Origin of the sequence: Paraburkholderia nodosa (assembly GCF_001718195.1) — a bacterium.
Lineage (GTDB): Bacteria > Pseudomonadota > Gammaproteobacteria > Burkholderiales > Burkholderiaceae > Paraburkholderia > Paraburkholderia nodosa_A.
On record NZ_MCNV01000025.1, the window covers coordinates 53,778 to 68,033 of the forward strand.

Annotated in this window: 9 protein-coding genes, 2 tRNA genes and 1 pseudogene; 5 read left to right on the plus strand and 7 right to left on the minus strand. The window is 65.7% G+C overall.

The genetic code is table 11. The features are described from left to right. Positions 1 to 183 precede the first annotated feature (183 nt). From BFD71_RS30805 to pgi, 3 genes are all read left to right on the plus strand, one after another. Positions 184 to 1,479: an FAD-dependent oxidoreductase gene (locus BFD71_RS30805; protein ID WP_069268091.1), complete on the plus strand. Its 1,296-nt coding sequence runs from the start codon at positions 184 to 186 to the stop codon at positions 1,477 to 1,479. A 120-nt stretch (positions 1,480 to 1,599) separates the two neighbouring features. Beyond that, entirely contained in the window at positions 1,600 to 3,192 is a 1,593-nt protein-coding gene (locus tag BFD71_RS30810) for an NAD(P)H-hydrate dehydratase (RefSeq protein WP_069268128.1), read from the plus strand. 254 nt (positions 3,193 to 3,446) lie between these two features. Beyond that, complete coding sequence (gene pgi, locus BFD71_RS30815; protein WP_069268092.1) at positions 3,447 to 5,066, plus strand: glucose-6-phosphate isomerase; 1,620 nt, start codon at positions 3,447 to 3,449, stop codon at positions 5,064 to 5,066. A 54-nt stretch (positions 5,067 to 5,120) separates the two neighbouring features. Here the strand turns inward: pgi and BFD71_RS30820 are convergent, their stop codons facing one another. After that, complete coding sequence (locus BFD71_RS30820) at positions 5,121 to 5,861, minus strand: ABC transporter ATP-binding protein (RefSeq protein WP_069268093.1); 741 nt, start codon at positions 5,859 to 5,861, stop codon at positions 5,121 to 5,123. Between the two features lie 99 nt (positions 5,862 to 5,960). Between BFD71_RS30820 and BFD71_RS30825 the strand changes: the two genes are divergently transcribed. Further along, positions 5,961 to 6,641 carry an arylesterase gene (locus tag BFD71_RS30825; RefSeq protein ID WP_370684328.1) on the plus strand — a complete coding sequence of 227 codons (681 nt, stop codon included), beginning with the start codon at positions 5,961 to 5,963 and terminating at the stop codon, positions 6,639 to 6,641. 206 nt (positions 6,642 to 6,847) lie between these two features. Continuing rightward, positions 6,848 to 7,195 carry a hypothetical protein gene (locus BFD71_RS30830; RefSeq protein WP_028206982.1) on the plus strand — a complete coding sequence of 116 codons (348 nt, stop codon included), beginning with the start codon at positions 6,848 to 6,850 and terminating at the stop codon, positions 7,193 to 7,195. Between the two features lie 96 nt (positions 7,196 to 7,291). Here the strand turns inward: BFD71_RS30830 and BFD71_RS30835 are convergent, their stop codons facing one another. From BFD71_RS30835 to clpX, 6 genes and pseudogenes are all read right to left on the minus strand, one after another. Then, complete coding sequence (locus BFD71_RS30835; protein WP_069268094.1) at positions 7,292 to 9,238, minus strand: SurA N-terminal domain-containing protein; 1,947 nt, start codon at positions 9,236 to 9,238, stop codon at positions 7,292 to 7,294. Positions 9,239 to 9,341: 103 nt separating this feature from the next. Beyond that, positions 9,342 to 9,418 (minus strand) — tRNA-Asp (locus BFD71_RS30840). Positions 9,419 to 9,451: 33 nt separating this feature from the next. After that, a tRNA-Val gene (locus BFD71_RS30845) sits at positions 9,452 to 9,527 on the minus strand. 71 nt (positions 9,528 to 9,598) lie between these two features. Continuing rightward, a pseudogene (locus BFD71_RS30850) lies at positions 9,599 to 9,877 on the minus strand (HU family DNA-binding protein); the annotation flags it as partial. Between the two features lie 328 nt (positions 9,878 to 10,205). Beyond that, complete coding sequence (gene lon / locus BFD71_RS30855; protein ID WP_069268095.1) at positions 10,206 to 12,632, minus strand: endopeptidase La; 2,427 nt, start codon at positions 12,630 to 12,632, stop codon at positions 10,206 to 10,208. Between the two features lie 191 nt (positions 12,633 to 12,823). After that, on the minus strand, positions 12,824 to 14,095 hold the full coding sequence (clpX, locus tag BFD71_RS30860; protein WP_028216418.1) for an ATP-dependent Clp protease ATP-binding subunit ClpX: 1,272 nt from the start codon (positions 14,093 to 14,095) through the stop codon (positions 12,824 to 12,826). Positions 14,096 to 14,256: the final 161 nt, after the last annotated feature.

Sequence of the window (14,256 nt, forward strand, 5' to 3'; positions counted from 1 at the left end):
TGGCCGTGCGACACGCGTGTGGCAAGCCGGCCTCGCGCATGGCGACGCGGACGCTTTCGCTGCTATGATTGCGCGTTTCGTCTGATCGGCGCACCCGGGCATGGCTTCGGCGCGCCGCACGCCCCACCTTCGGCAGGACGCCCTCACCCGAGCGAGCGCCGCCTGCCTGCAGATCGTATCGTCATGGATGTCATCGTCATCGGCGGCGGAATCGCCGGCATCGCTACCGCCTGGCAGCTGCGCGCGGCCGGGCATCGCGTCTGCGTAATCGAACGCCACGCCACCGTTGCGCAAGGCGCGACCTATGGGCATAGCGGCATTGCGCTGCCCACGCCGCTCGACGTCTGGTTCGGCCCCACCTTCCTGCGCAATGGCCGTCAATCGTCCGGCGGCGTGATCAGCAAGACGGGCTGGCGCGGGCACGCGCACGGTTTCGTCAAGCGCCTCGCCACGCTGCACGGCTCCGAGGCGTTCGCCGGGCGCTATGCGCTGCTGCGCCCGCTCATCGACTCGGCGCAAGCGGCGCTCGCCGACATCGACGCGCGCTTCCAGCTCGACTACGAGCAGCGCGACGGCCTGCTCTACCTCGTGCGCGGCAACGACGAATGGTCGCTCACGCAACCGGCCCTCGAACTGCTGCGCCGCTTCGAGACGCCTCACCACGCGCTTTCGCCCGCGGAATGCGTGGCTTTCGACCATGCCATCCCCGCCGATCCGCCGTTTGCGGGCGGCGTGCATTTCGAAACCGGCCGGGTGGCCAACTGCCCGCTCTTCGTGAAGCTGCTCAAGCAGGTGCTCGACGCCCAAGGCGGCGTGCAGTTCGAGATGAGCCGCGAGGTCAATGCGATACGCCTGGAAGACCGGCGCGCAGCCGTGGAGCTGGCGCCGCCGGCGCACGAAGCGGGCCGCTCGCGCGACGTCGAGGTGATCTCGGGCGACGCCGTCGTGGTCGCCGCGGGCGTGCAAACGCCGCGCCTGCTTGCGCCGCTCGGCCTCAAGGTGCCGTTTTATCCGTTGCGCATGCACACGCTCAATTCGCCGGTGGCACACGAGGAATGCGTGCCGCAGACGACCATCGTCGACGCCGGCAAGCGCATCGCCATCGCGCGCATGAATCACCGGCTGCGCATATCGGGCGCCGCCGTGCTGCTGCGCGCACAGGAGGTCGATGACGCGCTGCCCGAGGGGCTCACCGAAGACGCCCTCGCGCTGCTCGGCGAGGCGTCGCGCGACTGGGCGCCGGGCGCCGCGCGCATTTCGGCGGCGCTCGCGTGGGAAGGCATGAAGCTGCTTTCCGCCGACGGCCTGCCGGCGGTCGGCAACGTGAGCCATCCGCGCCTGTACGTCAACGCGGGCCACGGGCCGGCAGGCTGGGCACTTTCGCTCGGCTCCGCGCGTCTCATCGCCCAGCAGATCTCCAACGCGGCGCCTGACCTGCCGGCCGATACCATCAAGGCGCTCTCGCCGGGCCGCGATTGAGCCGCGCACGCGTGTGCGGCATTGCCGCGCCGCCGCGCCAGTCCAGCCCGCGCCTGGGGCGTGCCGTCTGAAGGCATGCTCGGGTATCGTTGCGATGTCGCCTCCGAGGACCGCATCGCCATGACGCACGCTCTACATTCCTCCGGCGCCGGGCAACCGGTGCTCGTCTACCCGCACGATCGTGCGGTCCCGCTGCTTACCGTCGAACCGCTGCGCGAGGCCGAAGTCGCCGCGCAGTCAGCTCTGCCTGCCCACACGCTCATGGCGCGCGCAGGCGCCGCCGCCGCGCACTTCCTGAGCGAGCAACTCGCGCACGCGCCCTCGTCGGCGAGCGACAAGCCCGTCTGGTTCGCCGCCGGGCCCGGCAACAACGGTGGTGACGCGCTCGTCGTCGCCACGGAGCTGCATCGCGCGGGCGTCGCCGTGGAAGTCTGCATGCCCGTCGAGGTCAAGCCCGACGACGCGCGCTGGGCGCTCGCCGAGGCGCGTGCGGCGGGCGTGCCCATCGCCGCGTCGGTGCCCGGATCGTTCGATGCATACGGCTGGCTCGTCGACGGCATGTTCGGCATCGGCCTTGCGCGCGGGCTCGAGGGCGTGTTCGCCGAACTCGCCGTAACGCTCTCGGCACGCGCGCGCAGCCATGGCCACGTGCTCGCGCTCGACGTGCCGAGCGGCCTCGACAGCGACACAGGCAACGTCGTCGGCAGCGGTCCGGCGGTGCGCGCAACCCATACCGTGACCTTCATCGCCGCCAAGCCCGGACTGTACACGGGCGTTGGGCGCGACTACGCAGGCGCCGTCGCGGTCGCGCCGATCGGCATCGACACCGCAGGCACACCGGGCGCCGCACACCTGAACGCGCCCGCGCTCTTCGCCGCCGCGCTGCCCGCCCGCGACTTCGCCACTCACAAGGGCACGTTCGGCACGCTCGCCGTCGTCGGCGGCGATACCGGCATGTGCGGCGCGCCGATTCTCGCGGCGCGCGCGGCGCTCCTCACCGGCGCGGGCAAGGTTCACGTGGGCTTTCTCGGCAGCGACGCGCCGCCCTACGACGCCCCGCACCCCGAACTCATGCTGCACGCGGCGGCCAGGCTCTCGCTCGGCGCGATGGACGCCGTCGCGGCGGGCTGCGGCATGGGCGGCAGCGCGTCGGCGCGCCAGCTCGTGGACGCCATCCTGCGCCTTCACGCCCCCGTGCTCCTCGATGCCGATGCGCTCAATCTCGTCGCGCGCGACGAGGCGCTCGCGGCGCACGTCGCGCAGTCGGCGACCGCGCGCGGCGCGCCTTGCGTGCTCACGCCGCATCCGCTGGAAGCGGCGCGCCTGCTCGGCTGCGACACCGCCGCGGTGCAGCGCGACCGCCTCGTCGCTGCGCGAACACTTGCGGCCCGCTACGCGGCGGTTGCCGTGCTCAAGGGCAGCGGCACCGTGGTCGCCGCGCCCGACGGCCGCGTCGCCGTCAATCCCACCGGCAACGCGGGCCTCGCTACGGGCGGCACCGGCGACGTGCTCGGCGGCATGATCGGCGCGCTGCTGGCCCAGCGCGTGCCGCCCTATGAAGCGGCGCTCGCGGGCGTCTACCTGCACGGCCTCGCCGCCGATACGCTGTGCGCACAAGGCGACGGCCCCGCGGGCCTCACGGCAGGCGAACTCGCGCCAGCGGTGCGCAAGCTCATGAACCGGCTCTTTTACGCGCCGTCTTATGCCGCCTGAAGCCGCATGCCGCGCGTCCGGTCGCACGGCACGCGGCTTGCTTCACGGCGACGCTGGCCGTACCTCCCACTCCCGGCACAGCCGCAGGCATCACAACGCTGCGCAGTGTCGCGCGAGGCCGCTATACTGATCCTCCGCACGCCGTCTTCTACCGGAGGCGGCCCGTGCTTGCCCGCGGCGCGCGAAGCGCGCGTTCGGCCAGACCGGCGAACCGCACCTGCCGCCCTCCATTCGTGATCCCTCGCTAGACGAACATGACGAATCCGCTCCCCGCCTGGTCCGCGCTACAGACGCATTACGAACAGATCCGCGACGAAAAGCTGCGCGACTGGTTCGCCCCCGCCAACGACCCTGCGCCGACGCGCGCCGAACGCTTCACGTTCGCAGGCGCCGGTCTCGGCGCCGACTTCTCGAAGAACCGCATCACCGACGCCACGCTCAAGCTGCTCGTGCAGCTCGCTCGCGAGGCCGGCGTAGAAGCGCGCCGCGATGCGATGTTCAAGGGCGAAGCCGTCAACCCGACTGAAGGCCGCGCGGCGCTGCACACCGCCTTGCGCGCCACCGAAGCCGACGCCCCGTACCACGCCCAGATCGCCGCCGAACGCGCGAAGATGGCGAAGTTCGCCGACGCCGTGCGCAGCGGCGCATGGACCGGTTACACAGGCAAGCGCATCCGCCATATCGTGAATATCGGCATCGGCGGCTCGGACCTCGGGCCGAAAATGGTCGTGCACGCGCTCAAGCATCTCGAGCTGCCCGAGATCACCTCGCACTTCGTCTCGAACGTCGACGGCGCGGACCTGTGGCGCACGATTGAAGACATCGATCCGGAAGAAACGCTGGCGATCATCGTCTCGAAGACGTTCACGACGCTCGAAACCATGACCAACGCGCTGTCGATGCGCGACTGGTTCGTCAAGCACGGCTGCCCGCAAGGCGAACTCGCGAAGCACTTCGTGGGCGTCTCGGCCAATCCGGCCGAAGTCGTGAAGTTCGGCATCGCCAAAGAAAACGTGTTCGAGATGTGGGACTGGGTCGGCGGCCGCTATTCGTTGTGGTCGGCCGTGGGCCTCTCGATCATGATCGCCATCGGACCGCAGCAGTTCGACGAACTGCTCGCCGGCGCGCACGACATGGACAAGCACTTCCGCGAAGCGCCGCTGGAGAAGAACCTGCCCGTGCTGCTCGGCATGATCGGCATCTGGTATCGCAACTTCTTCGGTTCGCAGAGCTATCTCGTTGCGCCCTACTCCGAAGCGCTGCACTTCCTGCCTTCGTATCTCCAGCAGCTCGAAATGGAGAGCAACGGCAAGTCGGCGCGCCTCGACGGCAAGTTCGTCGATTACGCGACCTCGGCGATCACCTGGGGCGAGCCCGGCACGAACGGCCAGCACGCGTTCTTCCAGATGCTGCACCAGGGCACGACGATCGTGCCGATCGACTTCATCGCCGTCCTCACGCCCGAGCATCCGCTGGCCGACCATCATCCGAAGCTGCTCGCAAACTGCTTTGCGCAGAGCGAGGCGATGATGCTTGGCCGCACCGAGGAAGAAGCGAAGAAGATTGCCGGCCCGGACAAGCCCGAGCTCGTGCCGCACATCATGTTCCCCGGCAACCGCCCGACCACGACGCTGCTCGTCGATGCGCTCACGGCCCGCTTGCTTGGCGCGCTGATCGCGCTCTATGAGCACAAGGTGCTGGTGCAGGCTTCCGTGTGGGACATCAACCCGTTCGACCAGTGGGGCGTGGAACTCGGCAAGATCCTCGGCAAGGTGGTGGAAGCGGACTTGAACGCGGCAAGCGCCGATGTGAAGCCGCACGATTCGTCCACGGCCGCGCTGATCGCGCGCGCCCGTGCGGCGCTCAAGCGCTAAATCGGGCAGAAGCGGCGTGCGCGTGCACTGCGCACGCCGTTCACCGGACAGACGTTAACGCCCGGCTTCGACATTGCTCGCGTTGCGCGAGGATGCCGCGCCATGCGGCGCGTTGGGCACGCGGTGGCCCGCTTCGATCGTGATGATGGCGTCGCAGCGTTGCGCGAGATCGACGTCGTGGGTGACGAGCACGAGCGTCGCCCCGTTCGAGCGATTGAGTTCGAACATCAGGTCGATGACGGCGTGGCCGGTGGCGGCGTCGAGGCTGCCAGTGGGCTCGTCGGCGAACAGCACCGCGGGGCGCGTCACGAATGCGCGGGCGAGCGCCACGCGCTGCTGCTCGCCGCCCGAGAGCAGCTTCGGATAGTGGCCCGTGCGCTCGGCAAGACCCACGCGCTCGAGCAGCGTGCGCGCGCGGGAGAACGCGTCACGCGTCGACATGCCGCCCTGCAGTTCGAGCGGCAGCGCGACGTTCTCCAGAGCGGTGAGATGCGGCATCAACTGGAACGACTGGAACACGAAGCCCACCGAGCCGTTGCGCAGCGCCGCGCGCTGATCTTCGGCCATGCCGGTAAGCTCATGGCCTAGCAGGCGCACCGAACCCGCGCTCGCGCTGTCGAGGCCGGCCAGCAGGCCGAGCAGCGTCGACTTGCCGGACCCGGAAGCGCCGACGATCGCCACGCTCCCGCCCGCCTGCACGGTGAGGTCGATGCCGTCGAGGATCGTCAGTTCGCCGGTCGCGTCGGTGACCCGCTTGGTCAAACCCCGTACTTCGATGACTGGATCGCTATTCATTCGCACATGATGACGCACAGGTTAGCCGTGAACCAGAAGCGCGCCGCGCGGCGCGCCGCCCTTTCCCGCGCTTGGTCCCGCTTCAGCGCGCTTGCCGCTATCGCCACCTTGACCGCTGCTGCGTTGCTGGGCGCCTTATGCGGCACGACCGGCACCGCGCTCGCTGCCACGCCCGTCTCTACTGCCAACGCGGCGACAAACCCCGCCGCAACGGCGAAGCCGAACATCGTCGTGCTCGGCGACAGCCTTTCGGCCGAATACGGCCTGCCGCGCGATACGGGCTGGGTGGCCCTGCTGCGCCAGCGGCTCGCCAGCGAGCGAATCGATTATAACGTTGCGAATGCGAGCATCAGCGGGGACACGACCAGCGGGGGACTCACGCGCCTGCCGCTCGTCATGCAGCGCATCAAGCCCGCAATCGTGATCGTCGAACTGGGCGCAAACGACGCACTGCGCGGCGTACCGCTCACGACGACCGAGAGCAATCTGCGCGCCACCGTCGCGCAGATCCGCAAGGGCGGTGCGAAACCCGTGCTCATCGGCATGTACGTGCCGCCCAACTACGGGGTCGACTATACGCGTGACTTCCACGCCATCTACGAGCGGCTGGCGAAAGAACTGAACGTGCCGCTCGTGCCCTTTCTGCTCGCCGGTCTCGCCGACAAGCCCGAACTCTTCCAGGCCGATCAGATCCATCCCACGCAGCAGGCACAGCCTTTGCTGCTCGATAACGTGTGGCCAACGCTCAAGCCGCTGCTAGGCAGCGGCGTGCGGCGCTGAGGCGGCAGCGGGACAAACGCGCGGGCGTCCTCACCGGGCGCCCATTCCCAGGGCCCCGCCCTCGGCGCGTTCAAGCCGCTCGAGCCTCTCGGCCAGCGTGGCGGCGGGCAACCGCGTCCCGCCATTGGCCACCGTTTGCGTCAGACACGCGAGCCCGCGAAGTTTCGCTGTCTGAATCCGACCGACCCTGACTGGAGGGAAGAAGCATGAAATATTTACCTCTCATTGTCGTTACGGCAGCCCTTGCTGCCTGCGCCAATCAGCCAATGCCGAGCGGAGCACAGTCCGTCGGCACGAGCCAGCAACCGCCTGCGACGGTTGCCCAATGCATCGCGCAAAAATGGGCCGACAAGTCGCAACAGCAAGTCGTCTCGCAGTCCGTGCTCGCCAACGGCCAGGCTGTCGACGTCTACGTCCCTGGCCAGCAGCCGCCTAACGGCGCAGCCGCAACGGTGCGCCCGGCATGGAGCGCCAGCGCGAAGACGTGGGTCGGCTTCCGCTCAGGCGGCGGCGCCGGTGGAGACGCCACCAGCGACATCAGCGCCTGCCTCTGATTTCGCGCTCGCCAGAACGCAAAAAGCCCCGCGATGTCTCGCGGGGCTTTTTTTACGCCGGCTCTCGACGCCGGCGGGCGGATACGCGGATCGGGCTTACTGGGCGTTGTCGCCGTCGCCCGACTGGCTGGCCGAGCTGAGCGAGCCGTAGAGCTTCACCTTCGCGCGCTCGCGCAGCGCGTCGAGGTACGCCTGCACCTGCGACTGGCCGTCCACCTGGGCCAGCTGCTGCTGCGCGGCGGCCAGACGCGGGCCTTCTGCGGCCGCACCGTTGGTCACGCTGTTCACGCGGTAGATCGCATAGCCGTCGTTGCCGAGGTCCACGCCCACGTAAGCGGGCAGCTTCTGCGCATCGGCCTTGAAGACGGCGGACAGCGCGCTGGGCGGCAGGCCCTGTGCGTCGTTGCGCGACACCTTGAGCGCCGACGAGAAACCGTCGGTGGATTTCGACTTCTGCAGCTCCGCGAGCTTCGCCTCGCCGTCCTTGTGCGCGATGTCGGCGGCCTGCTGCGCGACCACCTTCCGGCGCACCGCGTCCTTGACCGCGGCGAACGCGGGCACGGCGGCCGGCTGGTAGTTCGTCACGTGAGCCGAGATCAGCGTGTTGTTGCCGACATCGATCGCCTGGGTGTTGTTGTGCTGGTTCACCGAGTCGCTCGCGAATACCGCGTCGAGGAACTTCTGGTTGTTCAGCGGGCTGTCCGGCGGCAGCGCTGCATTCGGCTTCGGCGTGACCGTCGCCGTCTGGATCGTCAGCTTGTACTTGTCCGCGGCCGGCTGCAGGCTCTTGGCCTGCTCGTAGACCACCGACGTAAAGCCATCGCTCGCGTCGGCGAGCAGCTTCGCGGCTTGCTGCGTCTTCACGTCGTTCGTGATCTGCGCCTTCACGTCGTCGAACGGCTTCGTGACCGCCGGCTTCAGGTCCGTGACCTTGACGATGTGATAGCCGAAGTCCGACTGGATCACGTCGCTGATCTCGTCCTTCTTGAGCTTGAAGACCGCGGCGTCGAACGCCTGGCCGCCCGCGATCATGCCTGGGCCGAAGTAGCCGAGGTCGCCGCCCTTCGAGGCCGAACCCGGGTCCTGCGATTCCTTCTGCGCGATCTGCGCGAACTGGTCCGGATGCGCCTTCACTTCGGCGAGGATCGATTCGGCCTTCTGCTTCGCGGCGTTGCGCGCGTCGGCGCTCGCGTCCTTCGGCACCGTAATCAGGATGTGGCTCGCGCGCACTTCTTCCTGCGTGCGGTAGTGCGCGATGTTGTCGTCGTAGTACTTCTTGAGATCGGCGTCGCTCGGCTGCACGCCGGCGGCAACCGTCGCCGCCGAGAGCACGAGATACTGGATCTGCGCCGTCGCCGGCGTGGCGAACGCGTTCTTGTTCGCGTCGTAGTACGCCTGCAATTGCGCGTCGGTCGGCTGGACCTTGGGCGCATAGTCGCTCGTGTGGAACGCGAGGCCCTGCACTTCGCGCTGCTGCTCCGAGAGGCCCGTGAGCTGCTGCGCGAGCGCCTTCGGCGTGAACGCGCTGCTGATGATCGACGCCGGCAGTTGCTGCATGGCGAGGCTATAGCGCACGCGCTCGTCGTACTGCTCCGGCGTCATACCCTGCATGGCGAGCAGCTGCTTGTACTGGTCGAGGTTGATCGAACCGTCAGGATTCTTGAGCGACGAGATCACCGGGTCGGAGAGCAGCGCGCGGCGCACGGCGTCGTCCGAGGCGGTCAGGTGCAGGCGCTGCGTTTCGTCCACGAGCACGCGCTGCTGGATCAGACCGTCGAGGATGTCCTTGCGGTGCTGGGGCGTGTCGAACATGCTCGCATCGAATTGCGCGCCAAGGACCTGGCGGGCCTGGTCGAGCTGCTGGCGCGCGGCGTTGTCGTATTCGACACGCGTGATCTTGTGCCCGTTGACGCTCGCGACGTTCGCGCTTTCATCGAAGAAGCCCCGGAAACCTTGAATACCGACGAAGCCCAGCCCTGGCAGGACGACCAGGAGCAGCATGAACATCATCAGGCGTTTGTGATTGCGGAAAAAGTCGAGCATGCGTGACCAGACGTTGAGGGCGCCAAAAAACGGAACGCCCGATATTACAACAGCGGCCAACAAAAAAGGCGAACCGGAGTTCGCCTTCTTGTCGAGATATCCTTGGCGGAGCGGACGGGACTCGAACCCGCGACCCCCGGCGTGACAGGCCGGTATTCTAACCAACTGAACTACCGCTCCGTGCGGGTGCGCTACGTACCGGAACTGAAGCTGTGGTGGGTGCTGAGAGGCTCGAACTCCCGACCTACGCCTTGTAAGGGCGCCGCTCTACCAACTGAGCTAAGCACCCAGCTTCATGCTTTCCTGCGCTGCTTCCTGTAGTGCGACTTCTGCTGCGCTACCCATCAGGTAGCGAGCCCGCTAGTTTAGCGCATCCTTCAACGCTTTGCCAGGCCTAAATTTGGGCACCTTCGCCGCCTTGATCTTGATCGCGTCGCCAGTCCGCGGATTGCGGCCCGTGCGCGCCGTACGCTTGCCGACGGCGAACGTGCCGAAGCCGACGAGCGTGACCGAGCCGCCCTTCTTGAGCGTGCCTTTGACGCCGCCGATCACGGCGTCGAGTGCGCGCCCCGCAGCCGCCTTCGAAATGTCGGCTTGTTGCGCGATATGGTCAATCAGTTCCGTTTTATTCATTCCAGCCCCCGAGAATGTGTTTGGGCAAACGTAAGAAAGAAGGTCAACTTATTGGATAGACGTCCCCGGCATAGCGCGGGGCCCGCTCATTTAACGGGGCCGCAAATGCCGTGTCAAGCGGGGTTGAGCCTGATTTGGCGCGGGATTCGAGGGATTTTTTGAGGGAGTCTTCGAACAAGTGGGAAAAGGCCGAAAAAAGCGCTGGTTGTCATCACAACGTCAAGAATCGCGACGCAAGCAAAAAGCCCGCGGACCATGCCGCGGGCTTTTTGGGGTCCAACGCGCCGCGCAGGAGCGCGGCTTGTCGAAGGCGTACTGAAGGTGCACCGAAGGCTTAGTGCTTGACGACTTCCGTCGCGCCGGCGTCCTTCGATTCAGCCACGGGCGCTTTGGCGTCCTCGGCCTTCACTTCTTCTTCCGGCAGCGGCTGCGGCACACGTTCGAGCGCGAGTTCGAGCACCTTGTCGATCCAGCGGACCGGCACGATTTCGATCGAGTTCTTCACGTTGTCCGGAATCTCGGTGAGATCCTTGACGTTCTCTTCCGGGATCAGCACGAGCTTGATGCCGCCGCGATGCGCCGCGAGCAGCTTCTCCTTCAGCCCGCCGATCGGCAGCACTTCGCCGCGCAGCGTGATTTCGCCCGTCATCGCCACGTCGGCACGCACCGGAATGCCCGTGAGCACCGACACGAGCGCCGTCGTCATCGCACCGCCTGCGGACGGACCGTCCTTCGGCGTCGCGCCTTCCGGCACGTGGATGTGGATGTCCTGCTTCTCGAACGCTTCGTCCTTGATACCGAGACGACGCGATCGCGAACGCACCACCGAGCGTGCCGCTTCGACCGATTCCTTCATGACGTCGCCGAGCGAACCCGTGCGGATCACGTTGCCCTTGCCGGGCATGACCGCCGCTTCGATCGTCAGCAGATCGCCGCCGACTTCCGTCCACGCAAGACCCGTGACCTGACCGATCTGGTTTTCCTTCGCGGCCAGACCGAAGTCGTACTTGCGCACGCCGAGGAAGGTGTCGAGATTGGCGCTGTCCACCGTGACGGCCTTGTCGGCCTTCTTCAGCAGCAGCATCTTCACGACCTTGCGGCAGATCTTCGACACTTCGCGCTCGAGCGAACGCACACCCGCTTCACGCGTGTAGTAGCGAATGATGTCGCGGATCGCGCCTTCGGTCACCTCGATCTCGCCCGGCTTCAGCCCGTTGTTCTTCTTCTGCTTCGGCAGGAGATAACGCTGGGCGATGCTGACCTTCTCGTCTTCCGTGTAACCGGACAGACGGATGACTTCCATCCGGTCGAGCAGCGGCGGCGGGATGTTCAGCGAGTTCGACGTGGCGACGAACATCACATCGGAGAGGTCGAAATCGACTTCGATGTAGTGATCGGCGAACGTGTGGTTCTGTTCCGGATCGAGCACTTCAAGCAACGCCGACGACGGATCGCCGCGGAAATCCATGCCCATCTTGTCGACTTCGTCGAGCAGGAAGAGCGGATTGCGCACGCCGACCTTGGTCAGGCTTTGCAGGATCTTGCCCGGCATCGAACCGATGTACGTACGACGGTGACCGCGAATCTCGGCTTCGTCACGCACGCCGCCCAGCGCCATGCGCACGAACTTGCGGTTCGTTGCGCGCGCAATCGACTGCCCGAGCGAGGTCTTGCCGACGCCCGGAGGCCCGACGAGGCACAGGATCGGCGCCTTGACCTTGTCCACGCGCTGTTGCACCGCGAGATACTCGAGAATGCGTTCCTTCACCTTCTCGAGACCGAAGTGGTCTTCGTCGAGCACGGCTTCTGCATTCGAGAGGTCGTTGTTGACCTTGCTCTTCTTGCGCCACGGCAGGCCGATCAGCGTGTCGATGTAGTTGCGCACGACGGTCGCTTCCGCCGACATCGGCGACATCAGCTTGAGCTTCTTGAGCTCGGCGTCGGCCTTCTTCTTGGCTTCCTTGGGCATGCGCGCAGCCGTGATGCGCTTCTCGAGTTCTTCGAGATCCGCACCCTCTTCGCCTTCGCCCAGTTCCTTCTGGATGGCCTTGACCTGCTCGTTCAGGTAGTACTCGCGCTGGCTCTTTTCCATCTGGCGCTTCACGCGGCCGCGAATGCGCTTCTCCACCTGGAGAATGTCGATTTCGGCTTCGAGTTGCGCGAGCAGGTGTTCCAGACGCTCCACGACCGGGAACATCTCGAGGATGTGCTGCTTCTGGTCGAGCTTGAGCGGCAAATGCGCGGCGATGGTGTCAGCAAGACGACCGGCCTCGTCGATGCCCGACAGCGACGTCAGGATCTCCGGCGGGATCTTCTTGTTGAGCTTCACGTACTGGTCGAACTGCGAGACGATCGCGCGGCGCAGCGCTTCGGTTTCTGCGCTGTCGGCGTGGTCCGGTTCGAGCGGCATCACTTCGCACGAGAACTGCGTTTCCTGCTCTTCGATGGAAAGCGTCTTCGCGCGCTGCAGGCCTTCCACGAGCACCTTCACGGTGCCGTCGGGCAGCTTGAGCATTTGCAGGATGTTGGCGACACACCCTACTTCATACATGTCTTTTTCGGTCGGCTCATCCTTCGCGGCGGTCTTCTGCGCGACGAGCATGATGTGCTTGCCGCCTTCCATAGCCGCTTCGAGGGCCTTGATCGATTTCGGTCGGCCCACGAAAAGGGGAATCACCATATGCGGGAAGACGACGACGTCTCGCAGCGGCAGCAGCGGGAGCGTGGTGCGTTCCGGCGGGAGGAGTTGGGTTCCTGACATTTCATTTCCCCATGAGTGGAATCAATTGTTCGGTAATTGAGGCCTGAGATACCGATTGCAAGCCTCGCGCGTGTGGGAAAAGTTCAGTGACTCCAAAATAGTGCGCCATCGACCACAAGATTAAACGAAAAAGCCGTTCATCCCATTGTATGAACGGCCCTTTTCCGGAACTCTTTAGCCGATCACCACCATCAGTTCGACCCTGCAACCTTCGGAGCGTCTTCGTAGATCAGCAGCGGTTTGCCGTCGCCGTCGATCACGTTGTCGTCGATGATGACCTTGCTCACGCCCTTCATGGCCGGCAGCTCGTACATCACGTCGAGCAATGCCTGTTCCAGGATCGAGCGCAGGCCACGAGCCCCCGTCTTGCGGCGGATCGCCTTGCGGGCGACGGCCTGCAGCGCAGCCGGGCGAATTTCCAGCTCCACGCGCTCCATGTTGAAGAGCTTGTGATACTGCTTGACGAGCGCATTCTTCGGCTCGACCAGAATCTTCATGAGCGCGGCTTCGTCGAGCTTGCCGAGCGTGGCGACCACGGGCAGACGGCCGATCAGTTCGGGAATCAGGCCGAACTTGATCAGGTCTTCCGGTTCCGTTTCGCGCAGCACTTCGCCTGTGTCGCGCTCCTGCTTGCTCTTCACGCTCGCGCCGAAGCCAATGCCGGTCTTTTCCGTACGGTCGGTGATGACCTTTTCCAGACCGTCGAACGCGCCGCCGCAAATGAACAGGATATTGGTCGTGTCGACCTGGATGAAATCCTGGTTCGGATGCTTGCGGCCGCCCTGCGGCGGCACCGAAGCCATCGTGCCCTCGACGAGTTTGAGCAGCGCCTGCTGCACGCCCTCGCCGGACACGTCGCGCGTGATCGACGGGTTGTCCGACTTGCGGCTGATCTTGTCGATTTCGTCGATATAGACGATGCCGCGCTGGGCCTTGTCGACCTCGTAATTGCAGTTCTGCAGCAGCTTCTGAATGATGTTCTCGACGTCTTCGCCCACATAACCGGCTTCGGTCAGCGTGGTGGCGTCGGCGATCACGAACGGGACGTTCAGAAGGCGCGCGAGCGTCTGCGCGAGCAGCGTCTTGCCCGAACCCGTGGGCCCGATCAGCAGGATGTTGCTCTTGGAGAGTTCGACGTCGTCCTTCTTGTCGAGATGCTTCAGACGCTTGTAGTGGTTGTACACCGCCACTGCGAGAATCTTCTTCGCGCGCTCCTGCCCGATCACGTACTGGTCGAGGATGTCGCGGATCTCCTGCGGGCTCGGCAGGTCCGAGCGCGACAGCGCCGCGTCGACGCCGGCACCGGCGGCTTCGTCGCGAATGATCTCGTTGCACAAGTCGATGCATTCATCGCAGATGAATACCGACGGACCAGCGATGAGCTTTTTCACCTCATGCTGGCTCTTGCCGCAGAACGAGCAATACAACAGCTTCTCGCTGTTAGAACCTTTCTTGTCCGCCATGGATAAATGAGCCTCCGGACACTCTGTTACATGATACGCCGTTTCCCCCGGCGAGGCCGGAGGGTGCGTGAACCGCTTGCTGTGACGGCGTTGGGGGCCGCAGGCCGCGAAGCGCGTTTGCCGATTATTTCACAAGGTCTGCGCGGCGTCGGCTATCCCCT

Bases quoted from the DNA above. Each gene is read 5' to 3' on its own strand.
- lon (WP_069268095.1), bottom strand. From the start codon at position 12,632: ATGTCAGGAACCCAACTCCTCCCGCCGGAACGCACCACGCTCCCGCTG.
- BFD71_RS30805 (WP_069268091.1), top strand. From the start codon at position 184: ATGGATGTCATCGTCATCGGCGGCGGAATCGCCGGCATCGCTACCGCC.
- BFD71_RS30830 (WP_028206982.1), top strand. From the start codon at position 6,848: ATGAAATATTTACCTCTCATTGTCGTTACGGCAGCCCTTGCTGCCTGC.
- BFD71_RS30835 (WP_069268094.1), bottom strand. From the start codon at position 9,238: ATGCTCGACTTTTTCCGCAATCACAAACGCCTGATGATGTTCATGCTG.
- pgi (WP_069268092.1), top strand. From the start codon at position 3,447: ATGACGAATCCGCTCCCCGCCTGGTCCGCGCTACAGACGCATTACGAA.
- clpX (WP_028216418.1), bottom strand. From the start codon at position 14,095: ATGGCGGACAAGAAAGGTTCTAACAGCGAGAAGCTGTTGTATTGCTCG.
- BFD71_RS30810 (WP_069268128.1), top strand. From the start codon at position 1,600: ATGACGCACGCTCTACATTCCTCCGGCGCCGGGCAACCGGTGCTCGTC.
- BFD71_RS30820 (WP_069268093.1), bottom strand. From the start codon at position 5,861: ATGAATAGCGATCCAGTCATCGAAGTACGGGGTTTGACCAAGCGGGTC.